The following is a 22,414-nucleotide window of genomic DNA, read 5'->3' as shown; positions in this document are numbered from 1 at the left end:
GGCGGTCGCCCCCCGTCACGCTCATATGGGGGCGAACGGCGGGCTTTTCCCCCCTGCCGACCCCGCGGTTTGCGGGCGATTCTCCCGTCGATCGCCCGCCCAAGCTCGACGATTTTCAGTCCCGCGCGGAGGGCTGCCTCGATCCCATCCAGTACCCTTGCGAGCCCCGTCGCCTCGTGAACTACGGAACTGGTCGGCCTGTAGCCAGTCCAGCAACACATTGAGCCTTCGAACGCCAGGGTCCACAAGCTGCGCCGCGTACTGTGCGAGTTGGGAACCGTTCGTTGTCAACGTCCACTCGTCGTGCCCCGATCCGATCTTGCGACCGAGCGCCTGGACAAGGTCCATCATTCCCTTGCGCACCAGAAGCGAAGCCATTCGAGTTCCCGATGGTCAGGAGCCCGTCCTTTGGAAGGAAATGCGGAAATCGCAACGGCCCGTCGCCGACACACGCAAATAGCTGACGCTACGGCCTAAGCCGTCCGTCATTCGGTCGATCGCCGATAGTTCCACGTTTTCTCCCGCCAGCGAGGTCGCGGTTTCATACCGCGGCCTCTGAAAGGGGGAGCGACCTAATGCGTTTTCCTGTCGCCGAGAATATCGCGTTCGCCAGCGCGCCTGCGGCCGCCGCCGTTCCGGCTTCCCCGACGCCACCGGGCTTCTCGAGGCTCTTCACCTGATAGACCTCGACTTTGGGCGCTTCGTTGATGCGGAGGATTCGATAGTTGTCGAAATTGCTCTGGTCCACGGCTCCGTCGGTGAAGGTCACCTCGTTGAACATCGCGGTGCCAAGCCCGAACAGCACGCCTCCTTCCATCTGCGCCCTGACGGTATCCGGGTTGATAACAATCCCGCAATCCACCGCCAATACGGAACGCAGAAGCTTCACCTCCTTGCCGGGGACGACCTCGATCTCGAGAATATGCGCGAGGTAGGTGTTGAAGGCGAACTGCAGATTGACGCCGCGTCCGCGGCCCTGGGGGAGCTTGTCCTTCCACCCCGCCTTCTCGGCAGCCAGTTCGAGTACGGCCAGCGCCCGCGGGTTCCTGGTCAGCATCTTTCTTCTGAAATCGACGGGGTCCTGCCCGATCGCGTACGCCATCTCATCCACAAAGCTCTCAATTACGAAAAGATTGTGGGTAGCGCCGACGCCCCGCCACCAGGCAGTAGTCAGTCCCTCCGGCTCGTGGCGGACATAGTCTGCGAAAACGGAGGTCTCGTCGTACGGGGTCTCGGCTGCACAATCCAGAGAGTCTGGATCGATTCCGTTGACAAAGGCCGGGGGTGCCCAACGGGCCATGACGGACGAACCTGTCACCCTGTGCGTGCGCCCCACTAGGCGGCCCGCGTCGTCCAGTCCGGCCGATACACGGTCGTAGTAGTACGGTCGGAAGAAATCGTGCGTCAGGTCCTGCTCGCGAGTCCAAACCAGTTTAACGGGATACCGTATATTCCGCAGGAGCTTTGCCGCCTGCTCTATCGTGTCGATATCGAGACGCCGTCCGAAAGCGCCGCCCATAAGCTGATTGTTCACGGTCACTTTCTCGGGAGGAAGTCCCGTCGCCTCGGCTACCGCCTTCTGGGCACGGACCGGGACCTGGGTCCCGACCCACAGCTCCGCACGGTCGTCCTTGATGTGCAGCGTGCAGTTCATCGGTTCGAGCGGGGAATGCGACAGGAATGGCGAACGGTAGATGGCATCGAGCTTTGTCTTGGCCTTCCGTATCGCCTCGGCCGCCCCTTTGTCGTCGCGCACGACCACGCCCGGCTTGAGGGATGCCTCATGCATGTCGTTTACGATCGCTTGGGTCGAGACAGACGCATTCGGCCCGCTTTCCCAGCTCAGTTCGAGCGCGTCTACACCGAGCTTGGCGGCCCACATATGTTCGCCGATGACGGCCACTGAGTCCTCGGTTCGGACGACATCGCGGACGCCCTTGACCGCTCGCGCGGCTGCCTCGTTCATGCTCGCGATCCTGCCGCCCTTCACGGGCGCGATCGCGAGGGTCGCGTAAGCCATTCCCGGAAGCCGGGTATCGATCCCGTATACCAGCGATCCGTCGACTTTGGCCGGGGTGTCCAGGCGCTTTGCCCTGGTGCCGATAAGCCTGAACTGTGACGGGTCCTTGAGCGGGACCTGTTTGGGTGCCTCTCGGGTAGCGGCGTCCGGCGCGACGTCGAGATAGCTCAACGAACGGCTGGAAGGGTCGTGACGGATGATGCCTTTCTCGACCCTGCAGTCGTCCGCGGAAACTCCCCACCGTTCCGCCGCGGCTCCGACCAGCATGATCCGCGCGGACGCCCCCGCTTCCCTCAACCGCACCCAGTCCGACTGCGTGGACGTGGAACCACCCGTCGCCTGGTCGAAGAGGATGGGGTCCATGTACTTCTTGAGGTCGGGAGGCGCTGCTTCAACGCGCACCTGGTCGAGATCGACCTCGAGTTCCTCGGCCATGAGCATCGCGCTGGAGGTGTAGATACCCTGGCCTACCTCGGTGTGCGGCATGATCAGCGCAATGCCGTCGGTATCTATTTTGACAAAGGCATTGGGTATGAACTTTGACTGCTCGCCAACCGCGGCGGAGGCGCGACGGGTGTTTCCGGGAAGCTGGACCGCCAACACGAGCCCTGCGGTTGCAAGGGCGGTTCCCCGGAGGAAATTCCTGCGTGATACGAGGTTCTCGATCATTGTGAAGCCCTCACACGGTGACCGAATGGATTGCTTCGCGGATTCGGACATATGTGCCGCAGCGACAGATGTTTCCGGCCAAGGCGTCGTCGATGTCGGTGTCGGTGGGTCTCGGGTTGTCGGTGAGAAGAGCCGTAGCGGACATGATCTGCCCGGACTGGCAGTATCCGCATTGCACGACTTCCTTCTCGAGCCATGCCGACTGGACTTTCGCGCCGATCGGAGTGTCGCCGACACCTTCGATTGTGGTGATTGGTATGTCCTCGACCATGTCCATCGTCGTTTGGCAGGAGCGCACCGCGACGCCCCCGAGATGGATCGTGCAGGCCCCGCACTGGGCGATGCCGCAGCCGTATTTCGTACCGGTCAGGCCCAGCACGTCGCGCAGCACCCAAAGGAGCGGCATGTCGTCCGGCACATCGACATCGTGGACCTGGCCGTTGATCGTCAGCTTTTTCATTTTCGCCTCTTCTCCGTGACATTCCGGCGAATACGCCGCATTTCGGCTGCCCGGCTGTCAAACTGTCATCGCGCACGGTGACAGAATTTGAGGCTGGATAATTGGACGATCCTGCACGGGTATTCATCACGAATGGTTGAAACGCCCGTTTCACATCCGAGACGAAGTTCAGTTCAGGAATTTCTTCCTGGCATGCGGCCAACCCCTGGGCCGCGTGACTGAAGCGGCACCCGGCAGGAACGTCCCGCCTCCGCCGAAAGACCATGGAGCGATCTCCCACTCCGCCCGTCCGGCGTCTTGGGTCGCCGTCCGGGTCGGGTTCTGCGACCCGACGATCTCCGCGCCAACACGCCTTCTTGTGATACTCCTTGTTCAGCCCGTTCCACCCGGACCATACATGCCTCTGACCATTCCTCACGGGTAGGTCGAGGGTGACATGGTCCGAGCCGTTCGTCGGCACCGCGACGGTGCCCGTCGAGGAACGGGGCAGTCTCTCGGAATAACCCATCGCCCGACGGGCGATGGTAACGGATGCGGCGGCATGGACGCTCAAGCCGTAACGGCGGGCGAACTTCACGCGACCGATATCGATTTATAGGCGGGATTGACACGGCCATGCGCGACGGCGCTTCGGTGGCAGGCAAAGGCGAGCGCCCCGCCGAACGCCGAGTACGCGAACCCCGATAACAGGCGGGCGTAACGAGCATCGCCCGAAGACGCCAGCGCCAGCTTTTTCTTTGCGAATTTTAGGTGCTCACTGACGACCGGCACACCGTGACGTGCGGCGAGCGACGCGATCGCGGCGGCGACTTTCCGGACCGTGTCCTTCGCCTGGTCCGATGTCTTCCCGTATGCAGGGAAAATTGAAGATTTCGACCGGATTGCCGGAAGCGTCGAGCAGTGCCGCCGAGATATGTCCAGCGTTGAGGTCGACGCCGAGCGCGCCGCGACCGAAGTCGGCCGCCACCCGATCGATCCTGTCGTCGACGGTGACCTCCATGACACTCGTCTCGGACGAACTTCAGGGTAATCGGAGACTTGCCCCCAGCGCTGACTCAATGACGTGGTTGCCATAATTGAAAGAGAGACCGACGAAGTCGATACAATCGACAGGCTGACCGGCGAACCTGATGGAGCGCCCTGCCGCGTGCGCCAGCGCACGTGGCAGGCGCAGCTACAGATCGAAGTGGCCGTCATCCGTTCGACCAGCAGTTTCGAACCGGTGGCCTTGGCCTTTGTAAGGGCCATCTGTTTCTGCCTGATATCGGCGCGTTTGCTGTCGATCCTGCCAGTCGAGTCGTGGCTGCGGTCCTTCGCCAGTTCCGACACGGACTTGAGCTTCGCCTGGAACTGCCGGTACGCCATGTCCAGATGCGTCGCCGAGATCCCCAGATGTTGGTAAAACGAGACCTTGAGATCGCCGGTCCAGACCCGGCCAGCCTTGAGCTTCGCCAGCAAGAGCCGTTCGGCACGGCTCATCAGCACCGCATAGTCGTTGAGCACCGAGGACAGGGACGAGCCATAATTGCAGTGCCCCGAAAAACTCATGACAAGCGTCAGGCTGTTCAGAAGACTCGATCGGGCGGTTCAACCAGTCGTAACGATTACCCGCCGTTACCGATCGTGGCGGCGCGCAAGGGAGGCGCGCGCCGCGTGGCCTAACCGACGGAGACCTGAGCGCCGCGGTCGGCTTCCGGGCGGGTGCCCGCGGTAAGGTAGTCCCACTGCCTAGTCTTCGACACGGAGGCATTCTTGCGCCACTTTAGGGGCGTTGTTCCGACAAGGCGCTTGAATACCTTGGAAAGGTGGGCCTGGTCGCTGAGACCGCAGGCATGGGCGATCTGGCTGAGCGGCTCCTGGGTCGATGCGATGAGGTATTTCGCCGCCTCGATGCGCCGGGAGAGAACGTAGTCGTACGGGGGGCGACCGAACGTCACGTTGAAGCCCTTCGAAAATCTGCTCACGCTCAGGCGGACCTGCTCGCTGAGATCGCTCACGCGGAGCCTGGTGTCGACGTTTTCATCGATATAGCGAATAATTTTCTTCCGCTGCCATTCGCTGAGTCCGGAGGCGACCTTCTCTTTGACCACGGCGACCGCGGGGGCGCTTCTGTCGGTGAGGGTCTGTCGATCGAGCCAGCCTTCGATCGTTCGATAGTCTATTTCGGCATGCCAGACCTGGGAGACGTCGCTGCCGTCCAAGGCTGTATTGAAAGAGAGGGAGGTGTCCATCGCGATGTCCTCGCTGCTTCGATGCAGTGAGGTTGCCGTGTTGGGACGTGTGAAATCGAGTTATAGGATGTAAAAAGAAGTTATGGTGTTAAGGCCAGACCTTTAACAATTTTCAGAACCGGATTTTACAATACTCGCCGACGCCGGGCCGATAGCTACCATTGGGAGGACCTTGCCGTTTGTCCGGCTCGCGTTCTCGCGGATCAAAGCAAGCTATGAGGCATCCAGTGAGCGCGGTGGGACTTAATTCGAACCGGGTCGCAGGCTCCCGGGTGGCTCTCGTCACGCGGGCAAGCAGCGACATCGGCGTGGCGACTGTCCAGGCGCTCGCGCAGAGCGGAGCGGATTTGGCGCTTGCGCTGGAGAGCGAACCTCCTCCCCATTTCATCGAATCTCTACGATCTTACGGCGGGCGCGTTGTCTGGTTTCCGATCACGGGATCGCCGAACGGCGTCCAGGCGGCGCAACTCGTGCGCTCGGTGGTGGCGGCGCTGGGACGGATCGACGTGCTCGTCGCCAACACGATCCGCCGCGTGGAAGGCCAGATCGATGACGAGGACGTCGATGAAGACGCACTCGACGAACAGATGGCTACGGATGTCCGGAGCGTCATCGCACTTATCAAGGCTACCTCCAAGTCAATGAGCGACGGCGGACGGGTGGTCGCGCTGGGCTCCAGCCTTGCCGACCGTGTCGGCACTCCGGGACTTGCCGATTTTGCGGCTACGCGGGCGGCGATCGCCGCTTTCTGTAGGGGGGCAGCGCATGACCTCGCCCCCCGGGGCATTACAGTGAACGTGGTTCAGATCGGCGCGATCGAATCCCAGGCGGATCATGGCTTATCCAGAGAAATGCTCGCGGCAGAAAGAGAGGCTAATGTTCTCAGAAGGCTTGGCAAGCCGTCTGAAGTGGCCGACGCAATCATGTTTCTCGCAGGGCCTGGAGCGGCATTCATCACTGGTAGCGTCCTGAACGTGGACGGCGGGTACAACGCGTAGCCCCCCTTGTCGGCGCTGGCCGCGCCGTTCACCGCGACGAAGTAGGCCATTCGACAATCCGCCCGAATTCAGGCTTCATAGACTGATGATACCGCGCTTGAGGCCGAGCGCCACTGCATGGGCCTTTCGTTCGCGGTAAGCTTGTTCAGTATGCTCGTGATATGACCTTTGACGGCTTCCTCGGTGATCGACAGACCAGGCCGATCTCTCGGTTCGAGTTACCTTCCGCGACGGCATATGTCGCCAAGGTGTTGGCGACCTCCGCATCGATGTGACGTCGCCCACTTACCACCGACCTGATCGTGTTTGTAAGATCTTTCCAGAGGGATTGAGTAGGTAGGCTTGAGCCCTCGCGGCGATGGCCTTGCTCGCCAGTTGCTCGAACTCAGAGGTCGTTAGGTCGATGACACGGGTGTTCGGATACGCTTTGTCTAGTCCCCCTCTTTCGAGGGGGTTTGGATCGATCATGCGAGTTAGATTGGCGGTGTCGGAAACGAGTACGCCGAACTGACTCCGAACATGGGCAAGCGGAAATTCCAGAACTTTATGAGCGGCGACGCTCTCGGAGACGGGATTTCCATGTCATGACCACAGCGGCTCTCACCTGCGCCAGGCGCGATCGCTAACCTGTCCAGATGCATTCCAAGCATCATTTCGCTCGCATACCGTCAAGGCGCTGACCTACCACAATGGATAGGTATCGGACCGGGAAGCATCGGTGTTAGCTCAAGTTTGTAGCGAAACCTTGGGTAGGGAGCTCGCGAGGTTGTCGGAGGCAGGGGTGCCGGGTAGATTGATCGCTCCGATTTCGGGATCGCCGCAATCGTGGCGACTCGAAAGCTGAGCTCGGAACTCCATAGGCAGGAGACCGGTGAACTCGACATTTAAGCTCCCCCCACCAAGAAGTTTTCGGGCCGAATACCTCGAAGCAATGTCTAAGAACCTTACGCGGTGGAGTTTTGAGAGGAAGCGATGTCGAGCACCCGGAAAACGTTCGTCGCTGGCCGTCGCTTTGGGGTGCCCAACGGAATCGCTTCCTCGATCTATTGTGTTACCGCGCAGTCGCATCTAGCGCGCGGCGTGCGGTCGCTGGCTTTCGTGTCCGCGCTCCTGATCTGCCTATTTTTGATGGCGCTACGCGACTCGCTATCGACCGCTCTACCCTACGCCTGGTTCGAGCTATACAATCACGCTTTACTTACGACTGTCGCGATGGCCGCGTTGGCAATCTTCTTTCTGCGGAACCGTCGCCGCGGCCCGTCAGGCTCACCCCTTTGCCCCACAGATCGTCGCCAGGAACTCGCCGATGCACTACCGCATGTCCTGTGGGGCACCAGCGCTGATGGGCGCTGCGAATTTCTCAACGAACGTTACACCGAGACATTCGGTATCCCGCGTCTCAAAGCGATCCGCGATCAAAGCTGGGCCGATCCCATACACCCTGCCGATCGCCCCAAGATGTATCAGGCTTGGCGCGACGCGGTCGAAGACGGTAACTCAAACTATTCGGCTCATGCACGTGTGCGCATGAACGACGGCTCGTATCGCTGGATGGAATCGCTCGGACGATCGGTGAGATCGCCCGAATCCGGGGAGGTCGTCAGCTGGTTCGGCAGCCTGGTGGACGTACAGAGTCAGGTGGAAGATCGCGAGACGATTTCGAGGCTGCAGTTCGATCTGCAGACCATTGCCGACAAATACGAGAAATCGCTCGCCCGCGCTGACGAACGTCTTAGGTCGCTCTTCGAGCCGCGGGAAATAAGCTGGGTCGAGTACGACATAAAATCCGCCAAACCGATGTCCGACGCGCTGAGAACGAGAGCCGTGGACGATGTTCCTGCGTATCTAGCCTTGAATCCCTCACTGACTGACGAGTTGAGGCGGACCATTCGGGCATGCGGAGCGAGCGAGCATGCTTCGCGAGTGCTGGGCTACAACGGCACTGCCGATATGCTCTCAGACTGGGCAAAAGCCGACCGCATTCGCAACCTCGATGTCGAAATTGCTGTCCTTGCCGCCCTGCGCAATCGGGCATCGGCGACATGCGGAATTGCGGAACTGGTCGATGCCCATGGCGAGATATGTTCGTTTCCCTTTTCGGTCTGGATCACCGAAGACGGCGTCGCCAGGGTTTCGTTCTTCGACACCCGAGGCTCCGATCTGCGCATGGAGAAGGCCGGAGCAGCACGGCAGGAACTTGCTAAGGCGAACAGGATCGCCTGCGCGTCTGCGCTTTCCACATCCCTAGTTCACGAGATAAGCCAACCCATCACCGCAATCTCGCTGGATTTGGCGACGGCCAACAGGCTCGTCGCAATGGGTCCGAGCGGCGCGGAAGCCGTCGGCAAGGTCATGGATAGGCTTAGGTGGAACGCCCAGCGCCTAACGGAGATCGGAACGAGAACCAGAGACAGCCTCAAACCGAACAGACATAACCAGCAACCTGTAGACATCGTGGAGTTAGCTACACGATCACGCGATCTTATACTTGGTCCACTCGACCGGAAGCACGCCGTAACGATAACCGCGGACGGCGATCTCCCGGTCCTAAAGGCCGACCCCGTCGCTTTGCAGCAAGTTATTTGCGCCCTATTGCAGAATGCGTTGGAAGCAGAAAGTTCCGAGGAACGGCCCGCGGCTGTCTCGGTATCGATCTCCTGTTCGCTGCAAGCGACGGAACTGAGGGTATCGGTATCGGATCGTGGGCCCGGAATAGGGGAGGAACATTTGGCACTCGTCTTCGATCCGTTCTTCTCGACAAAACCCGACAGATTGGGATTCGGCCTGACGGTGTCTCAGAGCGTTGTCGAAAGCGTTGGTGGCACGTTGAACCTTAGAAACAGAAGCGGTGGAGGAGCAGTCGCGGAGTTTTCAATTCCGATGTTCGATGGAGCAATACCCGAAGCCTCTTCGGAGACCTGACCGGGGCGACTGGTGATGCGGCCGGCCGCACCTCGCTGCCTCAGTCGATCTGGTAACCTGCTAGATGCATCACGCTGGCGATTATGTCATCGACATCGCTTCCCTTGCTGAAAAACGCTGCGGCTCCCGCCTGTATTGCCTTCGCTTTGGTGTTATCGTCATCTTGCGACGTGATGAAAACCGTTTTGAAGGCGACATTTCGTTCTTGCAGCAAGCTCTGAAGCTCAAGGCCATTCATCCCCGGAAGCCGTTGATCCAGAATAAGGCAAGCCACTTGCTTGTCCGCAATATGTTCGAGGAACTCTTCCGCTGTCGGGAAAACGACGGTTTCGCAGTCATAGGAGGAGAAAAGATCTGCGTAAGCTCGCTGTACGGCAAGGTCATCTTCCACGATCGCGATTGGAGGGCGAGACAGTGTTTTCATCCTCAGGCTAGAGCCAATGGCCTCATTACAGGCATCAGGTCCTAACGTACATGGTGAGCGAAATCGATCGAGGTCGGGTTTCGGTCGTGTTCATTCTCAGGATCGCCTTTGTTCCTTGGCCCTGTTGGCTGGATATCGAGAGCGTCGAGATTCGACGCACAGCTCACAATACCGGTGATGCCATAGTGACCTGAAAATTGCATCTGTTCGGATCCGGGCGGCATCCCCTTTTCCATTGCCGCTAACGACGGTTCCATGCGCGCGCCCTCGAACCTAAGTAGGCAGTCGATGATCTGGACTCCTGAATGACAATAAGCGTTCCTCAGCGCTTCGCGGCAGATTTGACGAAGTTCATCACGGACTTCGACTGCAAAGCGCGGTGGTTTTCCTTCCACCTTCAAAGAGAAGCTAGCATGCGTTCCGTCGGTTGAGTGGACGCGAGTTCGGCAGCATCCTCCTCGACCAACATCCAGAATGTCCGCCGTTGCCTTGGCGGGGTCACGAAGAGACTGGATGGTGTCTCGCCCTCGACAATAGCGTCGTCACTCTTGAGCAAAATGACGTTGAGCATTTCCGATGCCTTCACTGGCTCTCCGGGAAGCAGGATTCCTCACCGCCTCGAGGCGATAGATCAAGCCCTGGAAGCTCTGTAAGAGCGTGTCGTGAAGATCTCAGGCGACGCGTGTCCTTTCGCCAAGCCGTTCCTCCAGTAGGGCGTTAAACAGCGTTTCGACCTGCATCGATGCGTGCCTTGTAGGCGGCGATGACCGCCGCTATCGCCTGCAGGCAGACAACCGTGATGAACCACCAGGTACCCGATGACTGCTTTTCAGACCTTCAGAAAAGTTGGCTTGTTCGACCGAGCTTGTCGAACGCTCTACCTCCTGAAGCTGGGCGTTAAGACGAACCTCCGCTGGCTTGGAAGAGACAGGCCTGCCATCGACGCCGCCCGCAAACCTTCGGCGCGGTTGTGTGGCTACGTGGATCGTCTCGAAGCTTGATCGGATCGACCAGCCCGGATTGTTCGGAGCGTCTATAGGTTTGTGCTAGAAGGCTGTCGATCGCACAGCCAGATGCCTGCCCGGAGTCAGGAGAATTTCCGGTGCAATTGGCATGCTTGCCGGAATCTTTGTGACCGTTGCTTTAAATCCATGCAGATGTGATATCCGTCGTCGGGATGAATTCTGGCGGGATCTGCGGTTTCACGATGGCTGTTATCAAGTTCGGCACTTTTGAACTCGATCTGGTCGACAAGAAGTTGACGGAATCTGGCAGACCCTATCAGCTCGGGAAGAAAGCTCTGGAATTGCTGGTGGCTCTGGTCAGTAACGCCGGCGAAATCGTCTCCAAGGAAGAGCTTATGAGAGCCGCCTGGCCCACGACGACCGTCGACGAAGGCGCGTTGCGTGTCCACTTGTTGACGCTCAGGAAAGCGCTCGGCGAATACAGCGAGCAGCGGTATATCGAAAACATCGCGGGACGGGGCTATGTGTTTGTCGCGCCGGTAGAGCTCTCCGTCACGGACTCAGGCACGCTAGCGCTTGCCCCCGATACCAATTTACCCCGTTTTGCAAGTCATCTTATCGGGCGCGAGGAGTTCATAGCGACGAGCGTGACCGCCCTTGCATCGACGAGATTGCTGACGATCTCGGGCGCGGGCGGGATAGGGAAGACCGCTGTCGCGCTGGAGATGGCCGCGCGCATCCAAGCATCGAGACGGGTGGTCTTTGTCGATCTGGCGGTTTTGAAAGACGGTCGTTTGCTTATGCCCACGCTGGCGTCTTTGCTCGGGCTGGTTCTCTATACGAATGACTATCGGCAAGCGGTTCTCAATTCCCTTCATTCCAGCGATATCCTCCTTCTTTTTGACAACTGCGAACATTTGATCGAGACCGTCGCGGTCGAAGTGGATCAAATTCTCAAGGCGACCGCACGCGTTTCGATATTAGCGACAAGCCGCGAACCGCTTAGGGTGGCGGGCGAGCGTGTCAGGAAGTTGCCTTCCCTGCACGTCCCCGACTTCGGGATGTCAACGCAGGAGCTTCTGTCCATTCCCTCCGTCGAACTGTTCGTGGAGTCGGTCAAGCTTGCCTCCGACCTCGAGAATTTCGGGGACGAAGAGAGCCTGCAGGCGGCTGCCGCGATCGTCCGAAGCCTGGATGGCATCCCACTGGCGATCGAACTAGCGGCGTCTCGGGTAAGCAGCCTCGGCCTGAAGAGCGTTCTCGGCTCTCTGGGCGACCCGCTATCGATCCTGCGTAGGGGACGGCGTACCGCTCCTCCGAGGCAACAGACGCTGAGGGCGACCTTAGACTGGAGCCACGACAGCCTCAATGCCGACGAAAGAGAACTTTTCGCGACCATCGCGGTCTTCCCCGGCACGTTCTCGGACCACGCTGCGGAGTTCCTGGTGCGGGAAAGGTTGTCCGGCGAGAGGTTCGACAACGCGTTCGACGGCCTTCTGCTCAAATCCCTCATCGCCGTTTCGAGTGCCGACGGTCGATATCGACTTCTGGACACGACCAAAGGATACGCGTTGGAGAAACTTGCCGCAGGCGCTTTCGAGGCGGCCAGTCGCTTTTCTCACGCCCGATACTGCCGCGAGGAGCTGTTGAGGGCCGAGGCCGATTGGCGCGGGCTTCCCACGGGCGACTGGCTCACGCGCTACGCGACACTGATCAATGACTTGCGGGCTGCTATCGAATGGGCGAGCGCGCCTCAAGGTGACCTCGATCTCGCAGTGGAGCTCGTCGCGATCTCCAACACTGTCTGGGTGCAACTCGGCGCGATGAACGAGCAGCTCATCGCGGTGGAAGGCGCTATCGGCCACCTCCCTTCAACCCGGCATCCGGGAACCGACGTGGAACTCCAACTGAGGATCGCGAGGGGAAGCGCCCTATATCATATCGGTGGCTTCCGGAGCGACCAGGAAGCGAGTGCCGAGTTCGAACGCGCTGCCGTGATCGCCGAACAGCTTGGCAATCCAGGACGCATCATGCGTGCCTATGGAGGGATGGCCTCCGTTGCTAGCTCGAAGGGCCTGTACCTCCGCTCGATCGCCATTGCTACCGATCTGCAGAGGCGGTTCCCCGGGGCGCTCAGTTACAGCAGACTGCTTGAGCACAACTACCTGTTTCACGGCGATCTGAAATCCTCCCGCGAGCAGGCCGATCTTTCGCTTTTTGAAGCCAGCCGTGCCGTCCGAACGACGCAGAACTACGGCACGGGATACGATCAAGGTACGATTGCGAGATCGGTCATCACGATGATCGATTTTCTCGAGGGCAACATCGATCGAAGTCTTTCCGGTATCGAGGAGCTGATCGTCGATTGCGAGAAGCTCGGACATTCGATCTCCACCTGCCTGATGCTGTGCTTGAGCGCGATACCGATCGCGTATCTTGCTGGACAGATTGAAACGGCAAGGGCCAAGCTGGACGCAGTGAAGCGGATCGCCGGAAAGGACATGTTGGTAAGATGGCAGGAGTGGGCCGGCGGCTACGACCTCGTCGTGCCACAGGACACTCAAACCCAAGAAATGCAGGCCACGCTGCAGCAGGCCCTGCAGGACGGCGTCGGCATGCGGCTCGAGTACATGACCGTGCTTGCCGGATGCAGGGCATCTCCGGCGGCGCTCGACCGTGCACTAGCAGGAGACGCCGGATGGTGCAGGCCGGAACTACTGCGTCTCAAGGCGGTGTCACTGATCAAACGGGACGGGGCCCAAGCCCGATCAATGCTTATCGAGGCAATCGACCTTGCCCGCTCCATAGGGGCGGTGATGTGGGAACTCCGATGTGCGATCTGCCTTGTCCGTTTGGCCGAGCCGGGAAAAGCCGCTTCCGTGATGGGCGAACTTGCGTCTGTTTTGAAGAGGGTGGATAGCAACCGCCCGATCCCGGACCTCGAGATCGCGCGCGCGCTACTGGCGGCGCGAGACGCGTAGAATCGCCATCCCGTCGTGGATGTCCAGTTTTACAATGAACACAGGGCCGATCCTCGTACAGAGAGGGAGCGTTAAAAGCTTTCAAATCTCTAGCCAAGGAGCAATTGCATGACGGACCTGTTAGATATCGCCGTCGAGGCACACGGGGGAATGGATCGGTTTCAGAAGTTCTCCTGCCTGACGGCCAAGCTTCATCAGGGCGGCGTCCTCTGGGGTCTCAAGGGCAAGGCCGAAGTCCTGGTGGACTGCCATGTCAAGGTGGACCTCAAAAAGGAATGGGTGTCGCATTGGCCGTTCGCCCCGACCGATAACAAGTCGGTCGGCGTTCACGCCAGGCCGCGTGACGATCGAGACACCGGAGGGGGCTGTCGTCGAGGAGCTTCTCGATCCCCGGAAATCATTCGAGGGTTACGAGATGGAAACTCCGTGGAGCAATCCGCGGGTGGCTTACTTCTCGGGGTACACGATGTGGACCTACCTGACGTCGCCTTTTATCCTCAAACGCTCCGGCGTGGTTTGCAGCGAGATCGAACCCTGGCAGGAGAACGGCGAGACACTGCGTCGTCTGCACGTTCGCTTCCCCGATGAAATCGCCACACACAGCACCGAGCAGACCTTCTATTTCAACAAGGACGGCATTCTTTATCGGCACGATTACGAGGTAGACATCCAGGGCAAGAATGCGGCCGCGCGTTACCTGACCGATCCGGTCGAGGTGGACGGTATCGTGCTCCCACGAAAATGCGTATCTATCCGCGCAAGCCGGACAACACGCCGCTTCCCGAACCGCTTATCGTCTCGGTGGACCTGTCCGAGTTTCATTTCGACTGAGACCGGCTACCCGACAGTGTGGGTTCCGAAAGACGATGGCCTCAGCGGTGAGCTGAGACCTCTTTTTTGCGCTGAGTATTCCGGCGAGCTCGCCTTCAGCGAGGCTGGATCAGACCGGGATCGGTTCGGCCACGAGCGCTTCGTTGAACTTGTTGAAGAAGTCATGTTCCTTTGAACCGGGATTGTCGCGGAGCATCTGGATCGCGTCCACATAGATTTCTTCGTGGTCTGTCGCAAGTTTGGTCATTGTCTCATTGATGAAGGCGTCGAGCGGCATGGCGCGCGGGTCGCCGCTTTTCTTGATCAGATCCGTATCGACCCACGGCGGCGCGATTTCCTGTACTTTCACCGATGTGTCGCGGAGCGTGAACCGCTGCGACATCGAGTAGGAATGCAGAGCGGCCTTGGTCGCCGAATAGACGGCATTGTACGCCAAAGGCACAAAGGCGAGCACCGAGGTGTTGTTTATGATGACGGCTGAGGGCTGTGCCTTGAGGTGCTCGACCAGTGCCGAGGTCATTCGGATCGGGCCGAGGATGTTCGTGGTGACGACGTTCTGCATCGACACTTCGTCAATCGTGCCGGAGGCGTCGTCGAACGGCATGATTCCGGCGTTGTTGACCAGAACGTTGAGTGCCGGGTAATCGGCGACGATCTTCTTTGCCACCGACTGGATACTTTCCGGGTCGGTGATGTCCATCTCGTAGGCAGCCATGCCGGGGTTCGCCTTGACGGTCTCTTCGAGGTTGGCCTTGCGGCGTCCCGAGATGATGATTTGGTTCCCGAGCTTGTGGAATGCCTCGGCCAGCCCGCGGCCGATCCCGGAGCCGCCGCCTGTAATGAAGATCGTGTTGCCTGTCATTTTCATGGTCATTCTCCTTGAGGTTGGACTGTTTTCGTGGGGATAAATCGCACGGATGTCGCCTGCTTTAGCGGGCGGGCGACGTGCTGGGGGACGCCGTCCTTGCGGCGAAACCGTAGAGAAGTATGAGGCCGATGACTTCCGCCAGCGCGGCAGCGAGGCCAAGGTCCGCTACCCGCCCTTGGGAGACGACGACTGAACCGATTGCGCTGCCGAGGGCAAAGCCGCCGTACATGGATGACGTGTTGAGAGACAGGACGATGGGGGCTGAGGCTTGCCCGCCAACCTGTATCAGGTGGGACATCTGGGCGGGGAAGAAGCCGAATACGGTGACGCCCCAAACGGCAACGGAAATCACGATCGGGATGACGGCGTGGGCCGGAGACAGGAAGAACGCCGTGAACGAAAGCAGCAGGAAAGCGCAGGTGAGAAGTGCGAGGCAAGCTCCCATCACGGCCTTCGCGCTAAACTTATCGCTGAGTGCGCCGCCGCTGAACATCCCGACTGCCGCACTCACTCCCCACAGGCAGACGATGACGCTAATGCCGTGGGGGCCAAAGTTCGCAACGGACTGCAGGTAGGGTGCGATATAGGTCCATACGGTGTAGGCACCGATCGCCCAGAACAGCGTGATCGCCAGGCCGACCAGAATCAGGGGGCGTTTGGCGACCGCGATCCGGGCAGCAAGGCCCGGCACCGCAATCCCCGATCCCGCCGACCGATCGAGGCCGACGAGCAGACCGACGACCGCTATCAGAGCGAGGATGCCGACTCCGAGGAACGTCACGCGCCATCCGAGCGCGTTCCCCACGAGTGATCCGATCGGCAATCCCAGCGCGATCGCGATGGTCATCCCGCCATTGACGATGGCGAGCGCCCTGCCCCGCTTTTCGGGGGCGACCAACACACTGATCAGCGCGTTGGCGTTGGGGGTGTACAGACCAGCCGCGAGAGCCAGAAGCACACGGGCGGCGAAAATACCCCAGTAGCCGCTGGACTGCCATGCCACGAGATTGGCCAGCGCGAAAAATCCCATCGTCGAGATCAACAGACGACGCCTGTCCACGCTTCCGAACAGCGTCGTCAGTATCGGCGAACTGAAGGCTAGCGTGAGCGTAAAGACGGTGACAAGCGTTCCCAGCGTTGCGATGGATAACTGCAGATCTTCGGCCATTTTCGGCAGAAGGGGTACGATCATGAACCCTTCCGTCCCGATCGCGAACGTGCCGAGCGCCATGATCCAGGCTGGCGTGAGCTTCTGATTCCGGATTTCCGCCACCATGGCTTCGCGTCTCCGTTAGAGTGTGTGGACTAATACGACTGGTCGTATTATACGTCAATTCAGTTTATTTTTGCCGCGGCATGCAGCGGCGGTCTTGAAACCGGATCGGCTCGTTCATAAGCAGGGGCTACGGGAGATCACCATGGTCACAACCATCAGACAGAAGATCGTAACTGCCGCCCAGGACCGCTTGAACGCTTTGGGCTATAGCGGTTGCGGCGTACAGGAGATTGCCGACAGCGCCGGAGTTCCCAAAAGCAATTTCTATAATTACTTCAAGAGCAAGGAGAGATTGGCTCTTGAAGTTCTCGAAGAGTATATCGCCTCATCCAAGCGAGAAATATTGTCCGATCCTGTCCTTTCTCCCTTAAACCGGATCAAGGCTCATTTCGGATTTTTCATTTCGAGATATGAAAAGAACGGGTTCGATAGAGGCTGCCTTATCGGGAACCTATCGGCCGAGAGTTCGGACAACGTGCCTCTACTCCGGGCGGCGCTCAAAGACGCGCTGACATCGTGGACCGACCTGCTCGCGAAAGTCATCGAAGAGGGACAGGCGCGTAATGAAATCAAACGTGGGCTAGACCCTTTGGAGATGGCCCGTTTCCTGATCAATAGCTGGGAGGGAACGGTTCTGCGTATGAAGCTTACGCGTGACCGTCGACCCCTCGACGATTTCATGTCGATTGCCATGGGGCTTCTGGATAATCGGGACGCATCAGAGCTTTCGACGTAATCTCCTGTAGACACCGATGTTTTGCGCCGAACCTTCGTATGCTGAAAACTAGGAGGGCGGCTCTTTACTCGCTACGGGGGCAGCGCAGGCGACTTCTCGGCGGCTCGCGAACCGCTAAGACTCTCTGCTGCTCCAGATTCCGTAAATCTCTTCCGATGCGATCGCAGCGATGTCGGCCACCAACGAAAGGGCGAGCGACGATGAATCCCTTGCCCTGTCGAATATGCCGATGGGCGCTTTAATCCGCGCGGTCTCCGCGTGGCTGTAGCCCAATTCGAGCAGGCCTCTGTGTCGCCTGTCGTGCGTGCGACGGCTTCTCAATGCGCCGATGTAGAACGCCGGTGATCTCAGCGCGGCTTGGGGGCGATACGCCTCATGAATCGTTCGAATGCCAGCCGGTATCTCTTGGAGAAAGACAGATCAGGGTCTCCGATTCGGGTCCGTAACGGAAGGCTCAGTTCCCGCCGCATGCCGACGAGATCCAAGACCCGGTCGATCGGCTCGACGTCCCTGAGGATATGTATTGGAGAGCCGGATGCCGCCGCCGCAGGGCAGGACGATGTCGAAGAACGGGAGATCGTGCCCTGCCTTGAGCCTCGATCGCCTCGGCCGCGACGGCGGGCCCGTGCATCCGCCGGAGACAAAGCCGCTGTGGTACGATTGCGAGAGTGGCCCGCGCCTTGCCTTCCGCGGGCCACTCTCGATCTCTTTTTCGATCAGCGTGCCGTGGAGACCTGCTCGGCGGTGACCGTTCCCGCCTGCCCGCTGAAGTGCTCGACGACGTAGTTCGCCAGCGCGGCCACATCCTCGTCCGAGTAGATTTTGGCGAAGGCAGGCATGATCTTTCCCGGAGCGGCCTCATGGTCGGAGGAGCCCTGCAAGACTACCCTCACCACGTTGCTAGCCGTCGGATCGCTGAGGGCGTGTCCGCCAAGGATTGCGGCCCGCGGATTGAACTGCCCTTCGCCGTTCCATCCGTGACAACTCGCGCACGCTCCAGCGTAGATTCGTTTTCCGCGTTGAGTGACGGAGGAAACCTGGGTCGATACCGCAGTCAGTTCCTCGTCCTTGCGCCGCACCGCCATGAGATCGGGATCGCCCGCTACCGCCGGAACCGTCCGGAGGTAAGCCACGATGGCGTCGATATCGGATTTGGGCAGCTTGCTCAGGCTGAGGTCGATGGCCTCGCGCATCGGCCCCGCGGCCACGCCGCGGTCTTTGGCGTGCCCGGCCGACAGCATTTCCGCTATCTGGTCGTCACTCCAGTTTCCGAGGCCGTATTCCTTGTCGGAGGTGATGTTCCAGGCCTTCCAGCCATCGACGTCACCGCCGGACAGGGCCACTCCCTGCTTTCTCTGGAACATCAGGCCGCGTGGGGTGTGACACTCGCCGCAGTGAGCCAGGGCCTCGACGAGATACGCGCCGTCGTTCCACATCTTGCCCTTGCCGAGATCGGGTTCGAAAGGGCCCCGCGGGACGAAGAGAAGTTTCCATCCGCGCATCAGCGGCCTCTGATTGAACGGGAACGCCAAGGCGTTCTCCGGAGCGGGCTCGCTCACCGGAGCGAGGGTCGTCAGGTAAGCGCGGATAGCGAGGATGTCGTTTGTCGAGAGAAGCGCATAAGAGGTGTAGGGGAACGCCGGATAGAGATCCTCTCCGTGCTTGCCGATACCAGACCGCATGGCCCTGACGAACTCGGCATCGCTCCAGTCGCCGATCCCGACCGTATTGTCGGGGGTGATGTTGGGCGAGTAGATCGTTCCGAACGGTAGCTTGAACGCCAGACCGCCAGCGAAAGGCTTGCCGCCCTTGGTGGTGTGACAGGCGGCACAGTCTGCCGCGACCGTCAGATACTCGCCGCGGGCGATGAGTTCGGCTCCGGTCAGCTGGGACTTGCTCGTCTGCACCTCCGGAAGTCGGTGGGGCCAGAAGAAGAAACAGGCCGCACCTAAAAGGCCGACGACCGCGATGGTACAGATCCCGATGATGTATTTCCGCAAGCGTCCCATGGCCGTGCCCTTTCCTTTTGAACCCGGCGCTCCACTCGCACTTTGGATGCGCCCGCCGCTCCGTTCCGTCAGGCCGGGCGAACCCTCGGTCTTTCGAACTCAGGTATGCACAGCGCGTAACTATCGAGAGGAGTGGATTTCCCGGCTGCTGGATTGCACAATCCTGCACTCGCGACGCGCTGATCGCTCAATTCATTCGTTTCCATGAGTGGCGTCGTCTCGGTGCCGCGAAGGCGGCGATCCCTGCTATGTCTGGGAGGGGCGGCCAGAAGCAGGGATCGCAGAGCCGCAGCCACGGGGACGGGCTACGCTGGAAGGCAACGGGTCACCTTCGCGGAAAAGCGGTCGATGGGAGGAGGAGGTCGACCGTGTTTCCTCGCCTGCATGTATAAGGTCTCAAATCAGGGCGATTTTCTTGCAAGATTCGATTTCTGAGGAAGACGTTTTTGTATGATCCCTCCTTTTGCTTGCCCGGTCAAAGAAGAAGCGCCGACCCTGGGGGTCGGCGTTTATTGTAAGAATTGAATGTCTGGAGCGATCAGGCAGCGACCTTCATCTCAGGGTCGGCGGCCGGACGCGGCTTGTGGTGGGATCGCAGGAGGACGAAGAAAACGGGCGTGATCCAGCGCGACGATGGTCGTCAGTTCCGTCTGATCGGCCTGCACGAGATTGCCGGGGGAAATCATGTGTCTGTCGCTACGTCCGCTCAGCGGAGCGATGATCTGGGTATTCGGGATCCAGTTCCGCCCTGTCGGCGCTCGCCTGCGCACCGGGGGACATTGGCTTGTGCCGTTACCCACTCGCGCCGGCGTTCGTCCAGTATGGAAATCGATTAGCTGCCGTTCGCCGATAGCGTCTCGTCGCGATGGAACTGGCCCTCGGCGTAGATCAGCGTGGATTTCGCGACTTCCAGAGCGGACGTGGCTGCCTCGAGTGCCATCCTGAATGGCCTCTGGTCGATCACGAACAGCGGATCGCCGCTCTTGACGAGCGCGCCGTCCGTAAACTGGACTTGTCGAGGTATCCCCGACCCGCGCGCGGACAAGGACTTCCTGGAACATGCCGACAAGTCGTCCTGTTCCGTGACCACGCGGACACGGGCTTGGCGGCGGTGACTGGAGGCGGCGCGGACATGTCCTGTCCGAACGTCGTCGTTGCGAAATAGAATGTAACCAACGTCGCGAAGATGGCTGACTGCACATGCTTCCGCGCTCTGGCGGGTAGGTTGGGTTTCATAGTCGGAACCTTGTCTCCCGAGGTACTCCGGGAGAAAGTCTGTCCGCGGTCATGGCTGCGTATCTACGCCTCCGCCCGGCCGCGTTTCCCCGGTTTTGGACAATCCTGCCCACTCGATCCGGCATCGCCCCCGTGCCGTAATTTCTTACAATAACGCTCCGGTCGACGGTTCTAGCGTCCGCTCATCAACACCTTCAGCAAGGAGAAAATCGATGAGAGACAGCTATCAACGCGCCCCGGCCAGCTATGGCACGGGCCCCATGATCCTCTTCATCCTCTGCTTGATGGTCGGCATGCTCGGATATCTCGTCGCTTTCGGCGAGACCTTCAGGGCGAGCCCGACACCCCGCGTCTATCTTGCCGACATGCCCGGACTCTAGGGGCAGCCCGTCGCTAAGCGCTGACAGCCCTCGGCGCGGTTCACCCCGACGGTCCTGTTCATCAACGAAATCGACTCGCTGGCTCCGTCTCGCGGGGGCGGTCTCGGTGAACCGGCGGTGACGGAGCGCGTGGTGAACACCATTCTCGCCGAGAGGGGACAGGCTTGAGGAGCTTCAGGGCGTCGTTGTCCTGGCGGCGATTAACAGACCGACGCTTCTCGATTGCGCGCTCCTCAGGGGAATACCCCTTTCGTCGGACGTCGCTCTCGACGCTCTCGACGCTCTCGCTGAGCGCGAACGCTTTACAGAGCCGACCTCGAGGATTTGACAGGGCGTGCCGGACTTCTGGCATTGCGTTCGAATATCGACATGACCGAGGTACGCCCCGATGATTTCGAACGGGAGTTCCATGAAACACGTGCTTCGGTGACGCTGGAGCTGGAGCGCGAATACGAGGACATGGTGAAGACGCTCAGGCAGGACTCTCCGACCCGCCAAGGCATCGGTTTCGTCCAGTGAGGCAGGGCGGCTAGCTGTCCGTATAGAGCAGGTCGAAGGCTAGAGCGTCGGACTCTCAGATTGAATCGACTGGGATTCCGTTGATCTTGCTTTCGTGATTCACTTTCGTGAGGAGGTGATTTGCGATGCCAAGAGCCTATTCCCTTGATCTTCGGACGCGCGTCGTTGGCTATGTCGATGCCGGTTATCTGCGCGATGTTCTCGCCCGCTGAATGCCGGAATTACTTCAAAGCCGCGGGATATGGATTCACTTGAACGTCGGACGCTCTAGGAAGATCGCCTCCCTGCCCGGCGTTTGCCGCCCCGCCCCACCGAGAGCCTGATGCAGGGCTCCGAAATAGGAACGGCCCCGATCGTCGATCCGGGAGTCGCCGGATTGCAATCAGGGGCTCCGGTTTCGAGTCCTGGTGGGGCACCACTTTTTCCTATGCCTGGTCAATGGCTTAGGCTTGAATGCAGGGTTCAAGGCTGCAGGCTGCGTGTAGACGTAGCTTCCAGCAATTATCGCACTTTACGCTCGCTTGCGGAGACTTCCCGGCACATGGATGGCGCATGCTGCGGGCCGATGTCACGAAATTTCCCAGGAACCATCGTGCGACAGACGACACCCTAAACGTATCGTGCACGTATTGTCGCAGGCGTAATTGATGCATTTGTGACGCATTCTCGTCCGTAGGAGCGGAGCCAGCGATTTCGGATCACCGTTGGTTCACGCAGATTCGACGCAATTTGGTTACCCATGCTGAGCTTGCCTCCGCAAACGAGTTTGAGAACCAGTGACGCGGCTGACGACATGAACCGCCCCGGCTTTGCCGGAGACCCCAACTCGTGAGAAGTAGGGTCTATGACAAGCAAGACGACGAACAAGTTCTCCCCTGAAGTCCGCGCT

18 protein-coding genes are annotated in these 22,414 nt (G+C 59.8%); 8 read left to right on the top strand and 10 right to left on the bottom strand.

Features of this window, described 5'->3' with window-relative positions; genetic code table 11:
* Positions 1-541: 541 nt before the first annotated feature.
* The 4 genes from GGQ64_RS24345 to GGQ64_RS24330 form a co-directional block, all read right to left on the bottom strand.
* Positions 542-2,689 carry a xanthine dehydrogenase family protein molybdopterin-binding subunit gene (locus tag GGQ64_RS24345; RefSeq protein WP_183807931.1) on the bottom strand — a complete coding sequence of 716 codons (2,148 nt, stop codon included), beginning with the start codon at positions 2,687-2,689 and terminating at the stop codon, positions 542-544.
* Between the two features lie 10 nt (positions 2,690-2,699).
* Positions 2,700-3,149, bottom strand: a complete 450-nt coding sequence (locus GGQ64_RS24340) for a (2Fe-2S)-binding protein (RefSeq protein ID WP_183807930.1) — start codon at positions 3,147-3,149, stop codon at positions 2,700-2,702.
* A gap of 573 nt (positions 3,150-3,722) precedes the next feature.
* Complete coding sequence (locus GGQ64_RS24335; RefSeq protein ID WP_183807929.1) at positions 3,723-4,697, bottom strand: hypothetical protein; 975 nt, start codon at positions 4,695-4,697, stop codon at positions 3,723-3,725.
* Between the two features lie 110 nt (positions 4,698-4,807).
* Positions 4,808-5,380, bottom strand: coding sequence for a helix-turn-helix domain-containing protein (locus GGQ64_RS24330; protein ID WP_183807928.1), 573 nt, complete (start codon positions 5,378-5,380; stop codon positions 4,808-4,810).
* Positions 5,381-5,652: 272 nt separating this feature from the next.
* Between GGQ64_RS24330 and GGQ64_RS24325 the strand changes: the two genes are divergently transcribed.
* Positions 5,653-6,378: an SDR family NAD(P)-dependent oxidoreductase gene (locus tag GGQ64_RS24325; RefSeq protein ID WP_343059563.1), complete on the top strand. Its 726-nt coding sequence runs from the start codon at positions 5,653-5,655 to the stop codon at positions 6,376-6,378.
* A 972-nt stretch (positions 6,379-7,350) separates the two neighbouring features.
* Positions 7,351-9,300: an ATP-binding protein gene (locus GGQ64_RS24320; RefSeq protein WP_183807926.1), complete on the top strand. Its 1,950-nt coding sequence runs from the start codon at positions 7,351-7,353 to the stop codon at positions 9,298-9,300.
* 40 nt (positions 9,301-9,340) lie between these two features.
* Here the strand turns inward: GGQ64_RS24320 and GGQ64_RS24315 are convergent, their stop codons facing one another.
* Positions 9,341-9,724: a response regulator transcription factor gene (locus GGQ64_RS24315; protein WP_183807925.1), complete on the bottom strand. Its 384-nt coding sequence runs from the start codon at positions 9,722-9,724 to the stop codon at positions 9,341-9,343.
* 1,207 nt (positions 9,725-10,931) lie between these two features.
* On the opposite strand from GGQ64_RS24315, the gene GGQ64_RS24310 reads away from it, so the two are divergent.
* Together GGQ64_RS24310 and GGQ64_RS24305 are read left to right on the top strand one after the other, a co-directional pair.
* Complete coding sequence (locus GGQ64_RS24310) at positions 10,932-13,670, top strand: winged helix-turn-helix domain-containing protein (protein ID WP_183807924.1); 2,739 nt, start codon at positions 10,932-10,934, stop codon at positions 13,668-13,670.
* A gap of 340 nt (positions 13,671-14,010) precedes the next feature.
* Entirely contained in the window at positions 14,011-14,676 is a 666-nt protein-coding gene (locus GGQ64_RS24305; RefSeq protein ID WP_343059562.1) for a hypothetical protein, read from the top strand.
* Here GGQ64_RS24305 and GGQ64_RS24300 read toward each other — a convergent pair.
* Positions 14,611-15,369, bottom strand: a complete 759-nt coding sequence (locus GGQ64_RS24300; protein WP_183807923.1) for an SDR family oxidoreductase — start codon at positions 15,367-15,369, stop codon at positions 14,611-14,613. The two genes, GGQ64_RS24305 and GGQ64_RS24300, sit on opposite strands and share 66 nt — an antisense overlap.
* Before the next feature lie 61 nt (positions 15,370-15,430).
* Positions 15,431-16,645, bottom strand: coding sequence for an MFS transporter (locus GGQ64_RS24295; RefSeq protein ID WP_183807922.1), 1,215 nt, complete (start codon positions 16,643-16,645; stop codon positions 15,431-15,433).
* A gap of 142 nt (positions 16,646-16,787) precedes the next feature.
* Here GGQ64_RS24295 and GGQ64_RS24290 point away from each other — a divergent pair, with 142 nt between their 5' ends.
* On the top strand, positions 16,788-17,381 hold the full coding sequence (locus GGQ64_RS24290) for a TetR family transcriptional regulator C-terminal domain-containing protein (protein WP_183807921.1): 594 nt from the start codon (positions 16,788-16,790) through the stop codon (positions 17,379-17,381).
* Positions 17,382-17,495: 114 nt separating this feature from the next.
* Here the strand turns inward: GGQ64_RS24290 and GGQ64_RS24285 are convergent, their stop codons facing one another.
* The 3 genes from GGQ64_RS24285 to GGQ64_RS28260 form a co-directional block, all read right to left on the bottom strand.
* Entirely contained in the window at positions 17,496-17,732 is a 237-nt protein-coding gene (locus tag GGQ64_RS24285) for an XdhC family protein (RefSeq protein WP_210300427.1), read from the bottom strand.
* Between the two features lie 365 nt (positions 17,733-18,097).
* Positions 18,098-19,390, bottom strand: a complete 1,293-nt coding sequence (locus GGQ64_RS24280) for a c-type cytochrome (protein ID WP_183807920.1) — start codon at positions 19,388-19,390, stop codon at positions 18,098-18,100.
* 832 nt (positions 19,391-20,222) lie between these two features.
* The gene (locus tag GGQ64_RS28260) at positions 20,223-20,435 is read right to left on the bottom strand and encodes an efflux RND transporter periplasmic adaptor subunit (protein WP_343059560.1); all 213 of its coding nucleotides are present in this window, start codon (positions 20,433-20,435) and stop codon (positions 20,223-20,225) included.
* A gap of 403 nt (positions 20,436-20,838) precedes the next feature.
* Between GGQ64_RS28260 and GGQ64_RS24270 the strand changes: the two genes are divergently transcribed.
* From GGQ64_RS24270 to GGQ64_RS28370, 3 genes are all read left to right on the top strand, one after another.
* On the top strand, positions 20,839-21,006 hold the full coding sequence (locus tag GGQ64_RS24270) for a hypothetical protein (RefSeq protein WP_183807919.1): 168 nt from the start codon (positions 20,839-20,841) through the stop codon (positions 21,004-21,006).
* Positions 21,007-21,060: 54 nt separating this feature from the next.
* Positions 21,061-21,174 carry a P-loop NTPase family protein gene (locus tag GGQ64_RS28375; RefSeq protein ID WP_425488540.1) on the top strand — a complete coding sequence of 38 codons (114 nt, stop codon included), beginning with the start codon at positions 21,061-21,063 and terminating at the stop codon, positions 21,172-21,174.
* Between the two features lie 201 nt (positions 21,175-21,375).
* The gene (locus GGQ64_RS28370; protein WP_425488538.1) at positions 21,376-21,525 is read left to right on the top strand and encodes a hypothetical protein; all 150 of its coding nucleotides are present in this window, start codon (positions 21,376-21,378) and stop codon (positions 21,523-21,525) included.
* Positions 21,526-22,414 lie beyond the last annotated feature (889 nt).

Origin of the sequence: Mycoplana azooxidifex (genome assembly GCF_014196765.1) — a bacterium.
In the GTDB taxonomy this organism is placed as follows: Bacteria; Pseudomonadota; Alphaproteobacteria; order Rhizobiales; family Rhizobiaceae; genus Mycoplana; species Mycoplana azooxidifex.
The sequence above is the reverse complement of the archived record's forward strand: the minus strand, read 5'-3'. Positions and strand labels throughout refer to the sequence as shown.

Coding starts and splice junctions, on each gene's coding strand:
- GGQ64_RS24345 (WP_183807931.1), bottom strand. CDS start 2,689: ATGATCGAGAACCTCGTATCACGCAGGAATTTCCTCCGGGGAACCGCC.
- GGQ64_RS24340 (WP_183807930.1), bottom strand. CDS start 3,149: ATGAAAAAGCTGACGATCAACGGCCAGGTCCACGATGTCGATGTGCCG.
- GGQ64_RS24335 (WP_183807929.1), bottom strand. CDS start 4,697: ATGAGTTTTTCGGGGCACTGCAATTATGGCTCGTCCCTGTCCTCGGTG.
- GGQ64_RS24330 (WP_183807928.1), bottom strand. CDS start 5,380: ATGGACACCTCCCTCTCTTTCAATACAGCCTTGGACGGCAGCGACGTC.
- GGQ64_RS24320 (WP_183807926.1), top strand. CDS start 7,351: ATGTCGAGCACCCGGAAAACGTTCGTCGCTGGCCGTCGCTTTGGGGTG.
- GGQ64_RS24315 (WP_183807925.1), bottom strand. CDS start 9,724: ATGAAAACACTGTCTCGCCCTCCAATCGCGATCGTGGAAGATGACCTT.
- GGQ64_RS24310 (WP_183807924.1), top strand. CDS start 10,932: ATGGCTGTTATCAAGTTCGGCACTTTTGAACTCGATCTGGTCGACAAG.
- GGQ64_RS24300 (WP_183807923.1), bottom strand. CDS start 15,369: ATGAAAATGACAGGCAACACGATCTTCATTACAGGCGGCGGCTCCGGG.
- GGQ64_RS24295 (WP_183807922.1), bottom strand. CDS start 16,645: ATGGTGGCGGAAATCCGGAATCAGAAGCTCACGCCAGCCTGGATCATG.
- GGQ64_RS24290 (WP_183807921.1), top strand. CDS start 16,788: ATGGTCACAACCATCAGACAGAAGATCGTAACTGCCGCCCAGGACCGC.
- GGQ64_RS24280 (WP_183807920.1), bottom strand. CDS start 19,390: ATGGGACGCTTGCGGAAATACATCATCGGGATCTGTACCATCGCGGTC.
- GGQ64_RS24270 (WP_183807919.1), top strand. CDS start 20,839: ATGAGAGACAGCTATCAACGCGCCCCGGCCAGCTATGGCACGGGCCCC.
- GGQ64_RS28370 (WP_425488538.1), top strand. CDS start 21,376: ATGACCGAGGTACGCCCCGATGATTTCGAACGGGAGTTCCATGAAACA.